The 15,022-nt window shown below is 39.1% G+C and carries 14 protein-coding genes and 2 rRNA genes (1 of these 16 only partly in view); 5 read left to right on the top strand and 11 right to left on the bottom strand.

Going from position 1 to position 15,022, the window contains the following annotated elements; genetic code table 11:
* From I5818_RS00930 to I5818_RS00920, 3 genes are all read right to left on the bottom strand, one after another.
* Window positions 1–724, bottom strand: a 23S ribosomal RNA gene (locus I5818_RS00930) (it extends 2,244 nt beyond the left edge of the window).
* A gap of 423 nt (window positions 725–1,147) precedes the next feature.
* A 16S ribosomal RNA gene (locus I5818_RS00925) occupies window positions 1,148–2,699 on the bottom strand.
* Together the 16S and 23S rRNA genes form the textbook arrangement of a ribosomal RNA operon.
* A 222-nt stretch (window positions 2,700–2,921) precedes the next feature.
* On the bottom strand, window positions 2,922–3,149 hold the full coding sequence (locus tag I5818_RS00920) for a hypothetical protein (RefSeq protein WP_058006009.1): 228 nt from the start codon (window positions 3,147–3,149) through the stop codon (window positions 2,922–2,924).
* 175 nt (window positions 3,150–3,324) lie between these two features.
* Here I5818_RS00920 and pdaB point away from each other — a divergent pair, with 175 nt between their 5' ends.
* Window positions 3,325–4,074, top strand: a complete 750-nt coding sequence (pdaB, locus tag I5818_RS00915; RefSeq protein WP_058006008.1) for a polysaccharide deacetylase family sporulation protein PdaB — start codon at window positions 3,325–3,327, stop codon at window positions 4,072–4,074.
* 120 nt (window positions 4,075–4,194) lie between these two features.
* On the opposite strand, the gene I5818_RS00910 is transcribed toward pdaB, so the two are convergent.
* Window positions 4,195–4,881, bottom strand: coding sequence for a KinB-signaling pathway activation protein (locus I5818_RS00910; RefSeq protein ID WP_058006007.1), 687 nt, complete (start codon window positions 4,879–4,881; stop codon window positions 4,195–4,197).
* A gap of 173 nt (window positions 4,882–5,054) precedes the next feature.
* Between I5818_RS00910 and gerD the strand changes: the two genes are divergently transcribed.
* Window positions 5,055–5,669, top strand: a complete 615-nt coding sequence (gerD, locus tag I5818_RS00905; protein WP_058006006.1) for a spore germination lipoprotein GerD — start codon at window positions 5,055–5,057, stop codon at window positions 5,667–5,669.
* Between the two features lie 70 nt (window positions 5,670–5,739).
* On the opposite strand, the gene I5818_RS00900 is transcribed toward gerD, so the two are convergent.
* From I5818_RS00900 to I5818_RS00890, 3 genes are all read right to left on the bottom strand, one after another.
* Window positions 5,740–6,798 (bottom strand): Mrp/NBP35 family ATP-binding protein, encoded by a 1,059-nt coding sequence (locus I5818_RS00900; protein WP_058006011.1) that lies wholly within the window; start codon window positions 6,796–6,798, stop codon window positions 5,740–5,742.
* Window positions 6,799–7,087: 289 nt separating this feature from the next.
* Window positions 7,088–7,798: an N-acetylmuramoyl-L-alanine amidase CwlD gene (gene cwlD, locus I5818_RS00895; RefSeq protein WP_058006005.1), complete on the bottom strand. Its 711-nt coding sequence runs from the start codon at window positions 7,796–7,798 to the stop codon at window positions 7,088–7,090.
* A 68-nt stretch (window positions 7,799–7,866) separates the two neighbouring features.
* A complete protein-coding gene (locus I5818_RS00890) occupies window positions 7,867–8,310 on the bottom strand; it encodes a YbaK family protein (RefSeq protein WP_058006004.1) in 444 nt (147 codons plus the stop codon).
* Between the two features lie 187 nt (window positions 8,311–8,497).
* Here I5818_RS00890 and I5818_RS00885 point away from each other — a divergent pair, with 187 nt between their 5' ends.
* The 3 genes from I5818_RS00885 (at window position 8,498) to I5818_RS00875 (ending at window position 11,839) form a co-directional block, all read left to right on the top strand.
* On the top strand, window positions 8,498–9,253 hold the full coding sequence (locus I5818_RS00885) for a polysaccharide deacetylase family protein (protein WP_058006003.1): 756 nt from the start codon (window positions 8,498–8,500) through the stop codon (window positions 9,251–9,253).
* 162 nt (window positions 9,254–9,415) lie between these two features.
* Complete coding sequence (locus I5818_RS00880; RefSeq protein ID WP_078109878.1) at window positions 9,416–10,171, top strand: YqcI/YcgG family protein; 756 nt, start codon at window positions 9,416–9,418, stop codon at window positions 10,169–10,171.
* Window positions 10,172–10,456: 285 nt separating this feature from the next.
* Window positions 10,457–11,839, top strand: coding sequence for an SMI1/KNR4 family protein (locus I5818_RS00875; RefSeq protein WP_078109877.1), 1,383 nt, complete (start codon window positions 10,457–10,459; stop codon window positions 11,837–11,839).
* A 184-nt stretch (window positions 11,840–12,023) separates the two neighbouring features.
* Here the strand turns inward: I5818_RS00875 and I5818_RS00870 are convergent, their stop codons facing one another.
* The 4 genes from I5818_RS00870 to I5818_RS26400 all read right to left on the bottom strand — a co-directional run bounded on the left by I5818_RS00870 (window position 12,024) and on the right by I5818_RS26400 (window position 14,129).
* Window positions 12,024–12,656: an ankyrin repeat domain-containing protein gene (locus tag I5818_RS00870; RefSeq protein WP_244975359.1), complete on the bottom strand. Its 633-nt coding sequence runs from the start codon at window positions 12,654–12,656 to the stop codon at window positions 12,024–12,026.
* 13 nt (window positions 12,657–12,669) lie between these two features.
* Complete coding sequence (locus tag I5818_RS00865; RefSeq protein ID WP_078109875.1) at window positions 12,670–13,200, bottom strand: hypothetical protein; 531 nt, start codon at window positions 13,198–13,200, stop codon at window positions 12,670–12,672.
* 253 nt (window positions 13,201–13,453) lie between these two features.
* Window positions 13,454–13,762: a hypothetical protein gene (locus I5818_RS00860; RefSeq protein ID WP_078109874.1), complete on the bottom strand. Its 309-nt coding sequence runs from the start codon at window positions 13,760–13,762 to the stop codon at window positions 13,454–13,456.
* A 241-nt stretch (window positions 13,763–14,003) separates the two neighbouring features.
* Window positions 14,004–14,129: a DUF6508 domain-containing protein gene (locus I5818_RS26400; RefSeq protein ID WP_390883597.1), complete on the bottom strand. Its 126-nt coding sequence runs from the start codon at window positions 14,127–14,129 to the stop codon at window positions 14,004–14,006.
* Window positions 14,130–15,022 lie beyond the last annotated feature (893 nt).

Here is a 15,022-nt window from a genome sequence, read left to right as displayed (position 1 = left end):
GTCTACGACCTCATACTTAATCGCCCTATTCAGACTCGCTTTCGCTACGGCTCCGCCTCTTCAGCTTAACCTTGCATGAAATCGTAACTCGCCGGTTCATTCTACAAAAGGCACGCTATCACCCTGCATAAAGCATAGGGCTCTAACTATTTGTAGGCACACGGTTTCAGGTTCTCTTTCACTCCCCTCCCGGGGTGCTTTTCACCTTTCCCTCACGGTACTGGTTCACTATCGGTCACTAGGGAGTATTTAGCCTTGGGAGATGGTCCTCCCTGCTTCCGACGGGATTTCACGTGTCCCGCCGTACTCAGGATCCACTCTGGAGGGTACGAAGTTTCAACTACAGGGTTGTTACCTTCTTTGACGGGCCTTTCCAGACCTCTTCATTTACTCCGTTCCTTTGTAACTCCGTATAGAGTGTCCTACAACCCCAAGAGGCAAGCCTCTTGGTTTGGGCTTCTTCCGTTTCGCTCGCCGCTACTCAGGAAATCGCAATTGCTTTCTCTTCCTCCGGGTACTTAGATGTTTCAGTTCCCCGGGTCTGCCTTCCTTACTCTATGTATTCAAGTAAGGATACTACCCCATTACGGGCAGTGGGTTCCCCCATTCGGAAATCTCCGGATCAAAGCTCGCTTACAGCTCCCCGAAGCATATCGGTGTTAGTCCCGTCCTTCATCGGCTCCTAGTGCCAAGGCATTCACCGTGCGCCCTTACTAACTTAACCTACGGCCAATGATAAGCTTCGAATCTCTTCGTCAACTCACTCATTCGCATCCTCACGTATGTGTAATACGCTACGGTGCTCCTTCGTTCGTTTCCTAGATCTTCTCGCTTCTCCTTGCCCTTTCAGTTTAAAAACTACTTAATGGATTCATCCATAAAGTGGCGATTCTCGGTTATTACTTGGTTACTTCTTAATATTATCTAGTTTTCAAGGAACAATCCGGCGAATGATAAGCTTCGAATCTCTTCGTCAGCGCACTCACTCACATCCTCACGTATGTTTATACGTTCCGGTGCTCGTTCGCTTGCTTCCTCGACCTTCTTGCTTCTAATTCACCTCTATTAAACTGAAAGGATTAACCTTTCAAAACTGAACAAAACAGAAGACGTCTGAACCACGTAAGTGGTTTTCCATATTCCTTAGAAAGGAGGTGATCCAGCCGCACCTTCCGATACGGCTACCTTGTTACGACTTCACCCCAATCATCTGTCCCACCTTCGGCGGCTGGCTCCAAAAGGTTACCTCACCGACTTCGGGTGTTACAAACTCTCGTGGTGTGACGGGCGGTGTGTACAAGGCCCGGGAACGTATTCACCGCGGCATGCTGATCCGCGATTACTAGCGATTCCGGCTTCATGTAGGCGAGTTGCAGCCTACAATCCGAACTGAGAATGGTTTTATGGGATTGGCTAAACCTCGCGGTCTTGCAGCCCTTTGTACCATCCATTGTAGCACGTGTGTAGCCCAGGTCATAAGGGGCATGATGATTTGACGTCATCCCCACCTTCCTCCGGTTTGTCACCGGCAGTCACCTTAGAGTGCCCAACTGAATGCTGGCAACTAAGGTCAAGGGTTGCGCCGTTGCGGGACTTAACCCAACATCTCACGACACGAGCTGACGACAACCATGCACCACCTGTCACTCCTGTCCCCGAAGGGAAATCCCTATCTCTAGGGAGGTCAAGAGGATGTCAAGACCTGGTAAGGTTCTTCGCGTTGCTTCGAATTAAACCACATGCTCCACCGCTTGTGCGGGCCCCCGTCAATTCCTTTGAGTTTCAGCCTTGCGGCCGTACTCCCCAGGCGGAGTGCTTAATGCGTTAGCTGCAGCACTAAAGGGCGGAAACCCTCTAACACTTAGCACTCATCGTTTACGGCGTGGACTACCAGGGTATCTAATCCTGTTCGCTCCCCACGCTTTCGCGCCTCAGCGTCAGTTACAGACCAGAGAGTCGCCTTCGCCACTGGTGTTCCTCCACATCTCTACGCATTTCACCGCTACACGTGGAATTCCACTCTCCTCTTCTGCACTCAAGTCTCCCAGTTTCCAATGGCCGCTTGCGGTTGAGCCGCAAGATTTCACATCAGACTTAAGAAACCGCCTGCGCGCGCTTTACGCCCAATAATTCCGGACAACGCTTGCCACCTACGTATTACCGCGGCTGCTGGCACGTAGTTAGCCGTGGCTTTCTGGTTAGGTACCGTCAAGGTACCGCCCTATTCGAACGATACTTGTTCTTCCCTAACAACAGAGTTTTACGATCCGAAAACCTTCATCACTCACGCGGCGTTGCTCCGTCAGACTTTCGTCCATTGCGGAAGATTCCCTACTGCTGCCTCCCGTAGGAGTCTGGGCCGTGTCTCAGTCCCAGTGTGGCCGATCACCCTCTCAAGTCGGCTACGCATCGTTGCCTTGGTGAGCCGTTACCTCACCAACTAGCTAATGCGCCGCGGGTCCATCTGTAAGTGATAGCCGAGGCCATCTTTCAATTCTCCCTCATGCGAAGAAAAAAGTTATCCGGTATTAGCCCCGGTTTCCCGGAGTTATCCCAGTCTTACAGGCAGGTTACCCACGTGTTACTCACCCGTCCGCCGCTAATCATCAGGGAGCAAGCTCCCGTCAGATTCGCTCGACTTGCATGTATTAGGCACGCCGCCAGCGTTCGTCCTGAGCCAGGATCAAACTCTCCAAAAAGATGTTTGATATAGCTCTTTATAAATAAAAGTAATTCATTGACGTTTCGTTTTGTTCAGTTTTCAAAGATCAATTATTTTTCAAAAGCAACTTTTATAATATATCACTTCTGAACTTCCTTGTCAACAACTTTTTTAACGTTGTTAACGACATATATTAATATACCAGGATATTAAATTTTGGTCAACCCTTTTTTTCTCTCTCCCTTTAATTTTTTTATCTCTACATTTTTTCTTTCTTCTTTGTATCTATTATATAGTTCATGCATTCATTATGAGGTGCCACACGAGTAAACAGTGAAAATAAAATTTTATACCTCTCCTTCATCGCTCGCTTTACAATATGGTCAATTCGTTCGTCCTCTAAATCATATAAAATTTCATCCATCTCTCTTTTTAATAAATACTGAATTTCTAATTTTTCTTTTTCATGAATTATTATCCCGAACAATCTATTCAACCCCTTTTTTATAGTAAACGTAGTTTTTTCCAAAATTACCGGATTTATGAGAAAAAAATTTATAGTCATAAATAATAAATGGCCAAGCATACATTTCAATAAGGACTTGTCTATCAAATAAAATATTTACAACAAAAAGGAGATTGCTGAGGTAGGGGGAGATACATTGAATTTTTTTATGATTTTGAGTGGGAAAAGATTAAAAAATTTTTTATTTATTGCATTACTATCGTTATTTACTGCCCTTTTCTTTTATTCACAAACTACTTCACAGGTTGCTGTATTTTCAACCAATGAAGGTCCCAAAGCGATCTATAAGGGGGAAAAAGGAATTGCTTTGACCTTTAATATAGGTTGGGGGGACCAAAAGGCCGAACCGATTATTGATACTCTTGTGAAACATAACGTAAAATCAGCTACATTCTTCTTGTCTGGTTCTTGGGCTGAGCGCCATCCGGACATAGTTGATAAAATTATAAAAAGTGGATATGAAATTGGTAGTCTTGGATATGCCTATGAGGATTACACTGATTTAGAAACAGAAAAAATCCGCAAAGACATAGTAAAAGCACAAGAGGTATTTAAAAAGTTGAATGTGAAAAATATTAAGCTTCTTCGAGCACCTACAGGTCATTTTGATAAAAAGACTTTAAAAGTTGCTGAACAATTAAATTTAACTGTTGTCCATTGGAGTATTAATTCAGAAGACTGGACGAACCCAGGAGTCCATCAGATTGTAAAAAATATTGAAAAGGCAAAAAATGGAGATATTATCCTTATGCATGCATCAGATGCAGCAAATCAAACAGAAAAAGCTTTGCCATCTGTTATTGAATCACTTCATAAACGAGGGACATTTACAAATGTTTCAGATATGATCGCAAATGGAAAGGTAAAAACCACACTCATCAACTAAAATCATTTAAAAAGCAAAACGCTCAAAGTATATTTACATTCATTAGAATGTTTTCCAACACGAATGATTATAATAAAAAAGACGGTCTCAACAGAAATAATACCGTTGGGACCATCTTTTTTATTTTTTCTTTTTGTTATTAGATTTCTTAGCTGTAGTTGGCGCATTAGACTTATTTTTCTTCTCGTTTAAGATCGCTCGTTCCTCTTCGGATCGTTTTAAATATTTCGGAAGCATTAGTATTTGATAAGCATTACAAATAACGAGAGGGAATAACATTAAATACACCCAGCTTTTTTCGTTTACACGTAATACAGGAATCCATTCTAAAATGGTTACAACGACCATAAAAAATAGGGCAGGAATGAAAGTCGTTCTTTTTCCCTGCTGTGATTTAAAATAAGCAACAATTAATCCAGCAATTAATATAAATATCGCCAATGCGATATAAGGAACTAAACTTTCATTTGGCTTCGCAAATTTTTCAAATCGGAAATAAATTAAATCGAATAATGCAAAAATCGTTAAGACAAGTTGAACTCCATTCCATAAAGTTGCTGATCGAAAAATACCTAATCCGAATTGGTGAATAGTCAAATAAGCGAAATAACCAACTTGACTAATTACACTAAAAATGAGCCCGACCCCAATTAACCATATAAAAGTAGATAAAATGGATCCAATCTTAAAATGAATAAAATAGTCCTGAAATTCACTCCAACGAATAATAAATCCTAAGACACCGGTTGTTAAACCACCCCATGCTAATGTCGTAAAAAATAATCTTACCCAATTTCTGCTTGTCAATGGGATATCCTCCAATAATTATCATAATTAAGCCACATGCTTAAAAACTTCATCTTTTTTGATTTTACCAAGCACTGTATGAAAAATCTAGAAATTACCCCCTTATTGAATAATTCTTTTCGTTAGAACCATATTAACTATATAAGACATCTTTATAGGGGAGAGCTTTTCCTATGAAAAAAATAGTTATCCTACTTTTATGCTGTACATTCCTTTCCGCTTGCTCGGGTAATCCAGGAAGCGAGCAAATGGATTATGACAAAACAAAGAAAATGATTGTTGATATACTTAAAACCGATGAGGGAAAAAAAGCCATACAAGAAATCTTGACCGATACACAAATGAAACAAAAGCTAATTATGGATCAAGCTGTAGTGACTGATACAATTGAAAAAACATTAGTATCAGAAAAGGGAAATGAATTTTGGAAAAAATCCTTTAAGGATCCTGAATTTGCAAAATCCTTTGCTACAGGAATGAAAAAGCAGAACGAAGAGTTACTAAAAAAATTAATGAAGGATCCCGAATACCAAGGAATGATGATAGATATTTTAAAAGATCCAGAATATCAAAAGGAAATGCAGGATTTACTTAAAAGCAAGGATTTCCGAAAACACATTCAATCAACCATCGAAGATACACTCGAGAGCCCTCTCTTTAAAGCAAAAATACAAGAAACATTGTTGAAGGCTGCTAAAGAAATGGAAGGTAACCAAGGATCCCAGAAACAAGGTCAAAATGGCAGTGGTGGAGGAACGCAAGGCGGTGGAGGTGGGCAAGGTACTTAATTTCACCGTCTCTTTAACAGAAAATAAGGGTGCCATCCAATATGGTACCCTTATTTATTTTGCTTTGGCTTTATTTATTAAGTAGATCAATCATTTTCTTTGCAATATCTCCATAAATTTTACCCAACTTATGGTCTGCTGCATAAATTGAAGGTGCAAAGTCTTCCTCATCCCAATCAGGTTGTTGTAATGGTAACTGACCTAGTAGCTCCGTACGTAGTTCTTCAGCTAACTTTTCTCCTCCACCACGTCCAAATACATATTCACGTTCACCAGTAACCTTACTTTCAAAATAAGACATATTTTCAATAACACCTAAAATTTCATGGTCTGTTTTTAAGGCCATAGCGCCCGCTCGTGCCGCCACAAATGCAGCTGTCGGATGTGGAGTGGTAACAATAACCTCTTTACAGTGTGGCAACATCGTATGTAAGTCTAATGCTACATCACCTGTTCCAGGAGGAAGGTCAAGTAATAAATAATCTAATTCTCCCCATTCCACTTCACTGAAGAAGTTATTAAGCATTTTTCCTAACATAGGTCCACGCCATATAACAGGTGCATTATCTTCTACAAAAAATCCCATAGAGATGACTTTTACGCCTAGTCTTTCAACAGGAATAATCCGATCCCCCCGTACGACTGGACGATTGGTGACTCCCATCATATCTGGGACACTAAAACCATAAATATCTGCATCAATAAGCCCCACCTTTTTTCCTTGACGAGCAAGAGAAACAGCCAAATTTACTGAAACAGTTGATTTACCTACTCCACCTTTTCCGCTTGCAACTGCAATAAAGGTTGTTTTATTTGTTGGTGATAATAGGTTATTATTTTCTTCTGCTGGCATGGAGCCTCTAAATTTCTGTAATACCTCTTCAGGAAGCTCAGCAAATCGAATACCTACTGTTTTAGCCCCTGCCTCTTTTAGTGTATTTACTACTAGTGTTTGCATTTGCAATTGTTCACTTGTCCCAGTTTTGGCTATGGCAAGCTTAACACTTACATGTTCTTTCTCTTCCTTTACCTTAATTTCTAAAATGCCGTTTGTGTCTTCTAATGTTTTATGTAGGAAAGGATCTTGTATACCTTTTAATAGATTAAATACCTGCTGCTCTGTTATCACTTCAAACACCATCCTTGATGTGAATTCGGTTACACCCCTACAGTATATCATAATTTCATTTAATAAGCGGTGTTAATGATCGAATCATCAATCAAATTGAAAAGGCTGTTTTCGTATCGTTTGTTGCTTTTGTAAATACCCAACTGCAGGTAGAGTTTGCAACTCTTTCCTTTGAGAAATGAAAGATATAGCGGTCTTCAACCGATAGTTATGAATTAAAACTTTCCTTACATACACAATGTTTGAGAAAGAGCCAATTAAAAAGGCAATCGAGACCATGTCGATTACCCTACTTTAAATCCTTTTCATTTGAAAAGTATCTCATAATTCCATTATAGATCGATGCCGAGACCTTTTCCTGATATTTATCACTTTTTAAATTCTCACGTTCAGTTGGATTTGATAAAAAACCAACCTCTACTAATGCACCCGGTTTTTTTGCATTTTTTACAATATAAATATTTTTAAGAAGCTTTGCTTCTCGGTCAGTATTTTCAAGATTTCTTATTAATTCACTCTGGATGAATTTTGCTAATCGTTTATTTTCGATTAAATGTGGCGAATAAAAAGTTTGTGCCCCGCTCCATCTAGGTGAAGGAATAGAATTAAGATGAATGCTTAAATATAGATCAGCTTCGGATTCATTGATCATATCTAGTCGCGTTCTTAAATCCTCAACTTTTCTTCTACTTATTCCTTTTGTTTCAGGATCTGCTAAGTCACTATCATCCTCTCTCGTCATCATGACAAGAGCACCCTGCTCCTGTAAATATTCCTTAATTTTTTTTGAAATGCTTAAAGCAATATCCTTTTCAAGTGCATCTTCATCTCCAGCCCCACCGTCGGGCCCACCATGCCCTGGATCTAAAATAATTACTTTTCCTGACAAAGGCAGATTCCACGATTCCCATGTATCCCTCTGGAAAAATTGAAATTGAAAGAGCAAAAATAAAAGTAAGGCTCCTAAAATAAAACTGATGACTTTGATCTTCCGCTTCATCCATAACCTTCCCTTCCCATTCTTCTATTCCAAAGATATGGGACAAGGTACAGGTTTAGAACATAAAATTAATGAAGTCTAAGCTTTCTTCTTTGCTCGCCCTTTGTGAAACCTTCCATCCACCAAATATCAACAAATCGTTCACAGGAATAATATATCGATTCTTGGATGAAGCCTTGATCGCCAAATTTCCAATACAGCCAAAAATTATAAAGAGTATCGGTTAAATGTCTAATTTCATTTTCACAGCGCTTCTTTGCCTGCTCAATAGATTCTCCGTAATGACCAAAACGACTATACTGTCCTCCTAATAAAAATGCCTCAATGGCTACATCATAACAGCCTTCCTCTACACCTTGTTGTAACCATAATCCACCTTCAATTCTCTCTGAACCAAAGTATTCCTGGACACTTTTCTTTAAGCTTTGTATTGATAACTCTTTTAAGAGTTTTCTTTCATACTTGATCTGTCTTTCCCTTCTTTTTGCATTAAAGCTTGTAATTACATTCATTCAATTTCACTCCTCCCATTACCTATTTTTCAACTAACCCCTCTTTCTAATTCACCTTATAAGCGTCAATCATTACCATATAAAGAAAAGCTTGTACTTACCCCATGAGCAGAGATGTAGAGTGTTTTTCATATTCTAGAGGAATCGACATAAACTAAGGAAGGACATTTAGATAGGAGACGTTATTATGAGATGCTTATTATTCATTCTTTGTCTTACGTTAATCTCACTACAAAGCCATTTTGAAGTACTAGCAGATTCGAAAGGACGCTTTGATTTTGAAAAAACAGGACGAGTCTTCTGGGAGGTACATTCAAAGGAAAAATTGGTAGCACTCACATTTGATGATGGACCTCATCCACTTTATACACCACAGATTTTAGATATATTAGCAAAATACGACGCAAGAGCCACATTTTTTGTAATTGGTAAGAACGCTGAAAAGTATCCAGACATTATAAGAAAACAAGTGGATGCAGGTCATGAGATAGCGAATCATACCTACCAACATGATTATGATATACATGTTTCTGCAACAAAATTAGAACAGGAAATCAAAAAGACCTCCAACATTATATACAGCATTACTGGATATACCCCATCTCTCTTTCGTCCTGTTGGAGGATACTACAACGATACTATCGTTAAAACAGCTCTAAAAAACGATAATTATGTCATTATGTGGGGGTGGCATCAGGATACAAAAGATTGGAGTCAGCCCGGTACAAAGAAGATTATTCATAATGTGATTTCAGATACAAAGCCAGGAGATATTATTCTTCTTCATGATTCTGGAGGAAACCGAACACAAACAGTAGAAGCTTTAGATAAAATTTTAGCTGTGTTCAAAAAGGAAGGGTACGAATGTGTGACCGTATCAGAATTACTGTATAGAACTCAACCCACTCTACCGGTGTCACTTCGAATTTTCTTACACTTTTAAACAAGAAGTTTTCGTATCGTTTGTTGCTTTTGTAAATAAATACCCATTGTAGTTCAGTTAATCAACACTCGTTTTTTTTATTGAAGGTAAAACTACACACATAACTAGATAATCTTCACCTTCCTATAATGCATGAATACTTTAGCTATGGGAGGTGACAAAATGAAAGGGATATATATGGATGATCCCTCTCAAAGAGATCAACTCAATGAATGGGAAAAAGAAACACTTATGAAATTTTCGAAAAAAATGAAAGACAAATCAAAACCCTTTCCATGCATCCCTGCCACCATTGGGTTCTCACTAAACCAATTACGATACTGCTTTATCGGTGACCCGAGAGAAACAACCACAATACATGAACTTGCAAAAATATTAAGTACGTACTCTGAAATTTCAAGGGAGATTGGAAATTACACATCACTTATCGTCTTTTTTGAAACGTCTGAGGATTTAAAAGCAACATATACAGTTCAAGATTATGAACAATTATTTTGGCAACATCTTAACAGCTTAAATAGAATGGACCATATGGATTGGCCTATAGAGATACCTAATGATCCACATCATCCCTATTGGGAATTTTGCTACAATGGGGAGAAGTATTTTATGTACTGCGCTACACCAGCACATGAAAAGCGACAAAGTAGACACTTTGATGGAATGATGCTTGCCATCACTCCACACTGGGTTCTCCAAGAATTTAATCAATTGCCGACACGTGCAAAAGGAATCACAAAACAGATTCGAAAGAGGCTTTTAAAATATGATTCCATCGGAGTACACCCTGATTTAAATAGCTTTGGATCTAAAAATAATTATGAATGGAAACAGTATTATCTTCGTGACGATAATACAACATTATCGAAATGTCCATTTCATCAAGCAAATAACTTTCCAAAGCTTGAAAAAAATTAATATTATTCATAATAAGCCCCTGTAGTCGCATCTACAGGGGGCTTTTTAGTTGGTTTTCTTAAAAGAGCTTTCTTTTTATTTAGGCTGTTTTTGTATAGTTTTTTGCCTTTTGTAAAAGCAACAGAGCCTATGACCTATGCAAATCCCATTTATCCAGATATAAATTCAACTGAATTGTAAAATATGGAAAATTCCTAGAATCCTTCATTTATCGATGTTACTATTTTAAAGGTAGAGGCTTATAAATACATATGAAGTTATTTTATAAATCACTAGGAGGTAGAAATGAAACAAGAGCTTATTGAGCAATTGAACGAGTGGCATGAAGCAGACAAACATCAGCAAATTGTCGATTTGCTTTCAACAATTACTGATGAAGAACGGGATTATGAATCGATCAGCCTTTTGGGCAGGGCCTATAACAATTTGGGGCATTACGAAGAAGCGCTCTCCCAATTTGATAAAATTTCTGAGGCTGGCAAACAGGATTCTATCTGGCATTATCGGGTAGGCTATGCTCTTTATTATTTAAAGCGATATGAGGAAGCAGCTCAAATTTTCAGCAGGTCTGCTCAATTAGAGCCTGATGTTCAAAGTACGGAATACTTTTTAAGACAGAGCATTCATAAAGCAGAGAAGCAGAAAATAGAAGAAATCCGGCTTGCCAAGAAGAAAACTTCCATGGAACGTGGCGGTTCAGTAAAGGAAAAGGTTCTTTTTTCTGATATGTTTTTAGCTGATTTCTGGGAGGACAGCGAGTATGCAAGAGAATCTTATCAATCTGAGCTACCTACGGATGAACTAATTGATTCGATCGAGAAAGAGCTTGGTTACAAGCTTCCATCCTCTTATATTCATCTGATGAAGCATCAGAATGGCGGGGTGCCGAAGAACACCAACTTTCCAACATCGGAGCCAACTTCCTGGGCGGAGGATCATATTGCCATTACAGGGATTATGGGAATTGGTCGCGAGAAACGCTATTCACTGTGTGGGGATCTGGGTAGTTCGTTTATGATTGAGGAGTGGGGATATCCTGACATTGGCGTGGTGATCTGTGATTGTCCTTCAGCCGGTCATGATATCGTCATGTTAGACTACCGAGCATGCGGTAAAGATGGTGAACCTGAAGTTATTCATGTCGATCAAGAAGATGATTATGAGATTACCTTCCTTGCCGAGAATTTTGAGGAGTTTATAAAAGGCTTAGTTAGCGAAGAACAATATGATACTTCTGAAGAAGATAAAGAAGAAGACCTGGATAAAGTAGCACACGGTAAATTTTCTCCACTGCTGGAGGAGCTGTGCTGTCGGGTAACCGAAGTCGATCAGGTTGAACAGAAAATCCGCAGTATATGTACACGGATTGTCGAAGAGAAAGGCCATTTTTCTTTTCATGCAGATGAATTATCGTATGTCATGTATGATGTGCAGTTTTGGTTATATACGAAGTCTTATCCAGGCACCAGTCGCGAACAATATGCGGCATCCTACCAGAACATAATTGCTTTTGGCGGAGAATTCAGCCAAGGCGGATATGCTCCCTCCTTCATTACAGATTGGCTTGACCACCGCATCAAGGAAGGACGGATTGTACAGAATCACGGGATTATTCGGTTTACCGATTCATATGAAGAGGAAGTAATGAATAGGTTAAAAGAAGCCTAATCTAAGATCAAGTTGCAGATCACGTTCATGCCTACTAATGAAAAGAGCTCGCTTTCAAAGCGAGCTCTTCTTCTTTGGTTCCCTTTTGGTCTTTATCATTCATTTTTTAGTGGCGGTTCGTTCCGCTCTAATCTTTCATTCAGTGCAACAGCAAGTTCTTTAAAACGTTTCTCCTCTTCCGTGTTCAACTGATCACAAGAATGATCCCTATCCATCCAATAATCCCCGTCCAACAATTCATACATGTCAAGAAGTGTAATCTCTGGAGTGGCTGGATTATAAAAACGGACAGCATCGGTTCCGGGCCATCATCCCAGTTATATTCGTTCACAATGGCATGTAATAATTCCGGAGAATTTATTCCTTCTATCTTATCGCACATCTTATTCTGAGACTCCTCATACAAAACCTCATCAACAAGCTTTTGCTCCTCCAGTGTCAGAGATAGGCGAACGGCTCCTTTGGTTGCGAGCAGTAGGTCAGCGAGCTTTTTATCTTTCCGGGCTGCATTCCAAGCTGTAGCTAATATGCCCAGTGGCGAGTCCAGTTTGGCCCCAGCTTCGACGAGCTTTAACAGCGCTTCAATTTGCTTAAACTTTACAGCTTTTTTAAGTGGTGTATCACCAAGTTTATCTTGTGCCTCAAGCTCTGCTCCATGCTCAATCAATATTTCTATCGCCTGAACAGGCAATCGATTGGTCAAAAAAAGCATTAGCGGTGTTCTCCCCCGCTCGTCTCGTTCATTTACATCCAGTTCAGATGCTGCCTTCTGTACCAGTGAAAGATCATCTGTCTTACTAACTTCCTTCCAATTCAAGAGTACTCCCCCTCTACATATGTCCCGCTTCTTCAAGCTGACTTCCTATGACTTCAGCATGTTTAAGAAGTACCCAATGATTAACTTCGTCGTATCCAGATACTTCGGCGGTCACTCGATAGCTTGGGTACATCCATTCAACAGGGGTTGCAATTTTTAAGGCGGATGTGTTCGTTATACCTATGGCCGGGGTTTCCATTAAGTTAATCAAAGTACCTTGTGGAAAAAAAGCTTCTATATACCCCTCCACTCGAGTCCCAACAGGAAACAGAGTTTTGGTTCGACGCCAGTCTTCCAAACCGAGTTGAAGCTGCTCGTACCACAGTTTCTCGAACTCCGCCTGATTAATCTCCTTGTAATATGATTCCTGCGCATTCAGTGGATGTTCTGCCAGCATGAAATGATAGGAATCATGCTTTCGATTCGATGTGATACACGTCCCATCATCATGATAAACCATCTGTCTATATGCCACACCGTCGATATCAATTTCAAAATACCAGGTCCCCATCCCTTGCTCCTGTATATCTTTTAAATATTTCAAAACAGTCACTCCAATCGGATGAGAGGATCAAGGATGGTTGATACTCATCAATATATCCATTGTAATCTTTTCGGGTTAGGTCGGTAATATAATCCACAGTTCTGCTTTTCCAGTATAAGTAATCCAATAACAATAAATTAGCCACTGACCTTTATGCAGGAATACAGTGCTATAAGTAGGAAGGGCTTTGTAACTTTTATTTCTATGAATATTCATCAAGTCGTTATTTTTAATCATCGGCAATTAAGCAGAGTTAGATAAATCCGTCTTCTGGTTCACCAACCTCAAATCCTACTAATTTTGTCGTTTCCAATTTAAAATTCTCTATCCAAGAACTCCACTCACTATTACTCATCTGTGCATAAAATGATAATCCACTTGGTTCAACAGAGGCCATAATAAAGACCTCATCATCTTCCTGACCGAACCAATAGGGAATTCCATTTTTATATCCTATCCAACCCGGCATACTCTCATATATAGTAATTACTTTATCCCATACTTCATCAGGTAGGTAATACCATATATTTAGATTGCATTTTTGAGAGTGTATGTTACTCATTTGTGTCCCTCCTTAGCTTTAAAAGAACTACTATAATGGAACACGACTAAAAGCGATGTTCTCCCTTGGTGTAGCTTGCAGAAAAACTAGCGGCCAATGAGGAAATCTCTTTTCATTTTACTTTTCTCCACTTTATTATATTTGTTACATGTCCGTTTATTATTACGTCGTTGAATATCCACGTATATAACGTATCATCAATTTTCGAAGAGCATCTAAGTCTGCCTCCATTACAGGCCTTCTATTTCGTTTGCTCTATTCTATAAATTTCATTTTGATTCAACCAACTCTTCCAATTAAATACAAGGAGAAATCCTATATTGTATAATTCTTCGTGAAATCCTCGAATTCCTTCACATTTAAGCATATACCGTTTTTCTTCTTCACTAATCAATGCAGCTAATTTATGTAAAAAAAAAAAAAAAATGAAGCACTCCAATATGGAAGATTTCAAACCTTCTCAATCTGTGAAACAAAAGAGAAAAGCACCTGTAATGGATCCAGTGAAACCAATCTTTGATAAATAGCTCTTGAAGGATTCAAAGAAGAAAAAGAAATATCGACGGACGAAAAAAAGAATGCACGATCTGTTGGTTAAGGAACTTGAACTCGAGGGTTCTGCAATTTCGGATCCCCGGGAGTATGTATTGAAACGGATACAAGAACGGTTAGCTTCCGCTCGAAGCAAAGTTGGGAACGTCATAGGTGAATATTGGGGATACGATGGATATTTACACTCACATCACAGAAGATACAGACAGTAATTTGAGTAGGCCTTTGATGAGTTACTTGAACAAAGACACCATTAGTAAAAATGTTTATATAAAAATGCCCATTTGGGGATAATCTCCAAATGGGCGAAAGCCTTGATACAACAAGGTTTTAACGTTTTGAGAAATATACAGATAAATTCTAAGTGCATTGAATACATCGTAATTCATTAATATCAACATTTTGGGAATTGTTATATGGATAAAAGTGTATGAAAAAGGATTGAAATTGACATTACTTGAACCAATTTGAACTAAAGTGATTGATGTTAGTTGAATACACTATTAACTTGCTTTCCAGAATAGGGCGTTGTTTGTTCCACAATCGCGCCCTATTACGGCAAATAATGTTGGCAACACACTTTGTCAACATTAGAACAGTAGGGAGATGATAATTTGATAACTATGAAAACATCGAAACACGAAATACATAAAGCCCAGTGGCAGGATCTGATCAGGGAACAAAGTGCGAGTGATTTATCAAAGAAGT

It is taken from the genome of Heyndrickxia oleronia (assembly GCF_017809215.1).
Classification (GTDB): domain Bacteria; phylum Bacillota; class Bacilli; order Bacillales; family Bacillaceae_C; genus Heyndrickxia; species Heyndrickxia oleronia.
The sequence above is the reverse complement of the archived record's forward strand: the minus strand, read 5'-3'. Positions and strand labels throughout refer to the sequence as shown.

Coding starts and splice junctions, on each gene's coding strand:
- gerD (WP_058006006.1), top strand. CDS start 5,055: ATGAAAAAAATAGTTATCCTACTTTTATGCTGTACATTCCTTTCCGCT.
- cwlD (WP_058006005.1), bottom strand. CDS start 7,798: ATGAAGCGGAAGATCAAAGTCATCAGTTTTATTTTAGGAGCCTTACTT.
- I5818_RS00890 (WP_058006004.1), bottom strand. CDS start 8,310: ATGAATGTAATTACAAGCTTTAATGCAAAAAGAAGGGAAAGACAGATC.
- I5818_RS00885 (WP_058006003.1), top strand. CDS start 8,498: ATGAGATGCTTATTATTCATTCTTTGTCTTACGTTAATCTCACTACAA.
- I5818_RS00880 (WP_078109878.1), top strand. CDS start 9,416: ATGAAAGGGATATATATGGATGATCCCTCTCAAAGAGATCAACTCAAT.
- I5818_RS00875 (WP_078109877.1), top strand. CDS start 10,457: ATGAAACAAGAGCTTATTGAGCAATTGAACGAGTGGCATGAAGCAGAC.
- I5818_RS00860 (WP_078109874.1), bottom strand. CDS start 13,762: ATGAGTAACATACACTCTCAAAAATGCAATCTAAATATATGGTATTAC.
- I5818_RS26400 (WP_390883597.1), bottom strand. CDS start 14,129: ATGCTTAAATGTGAAGGAATTCGAGGATTTCACGAAGAATTATACAAT.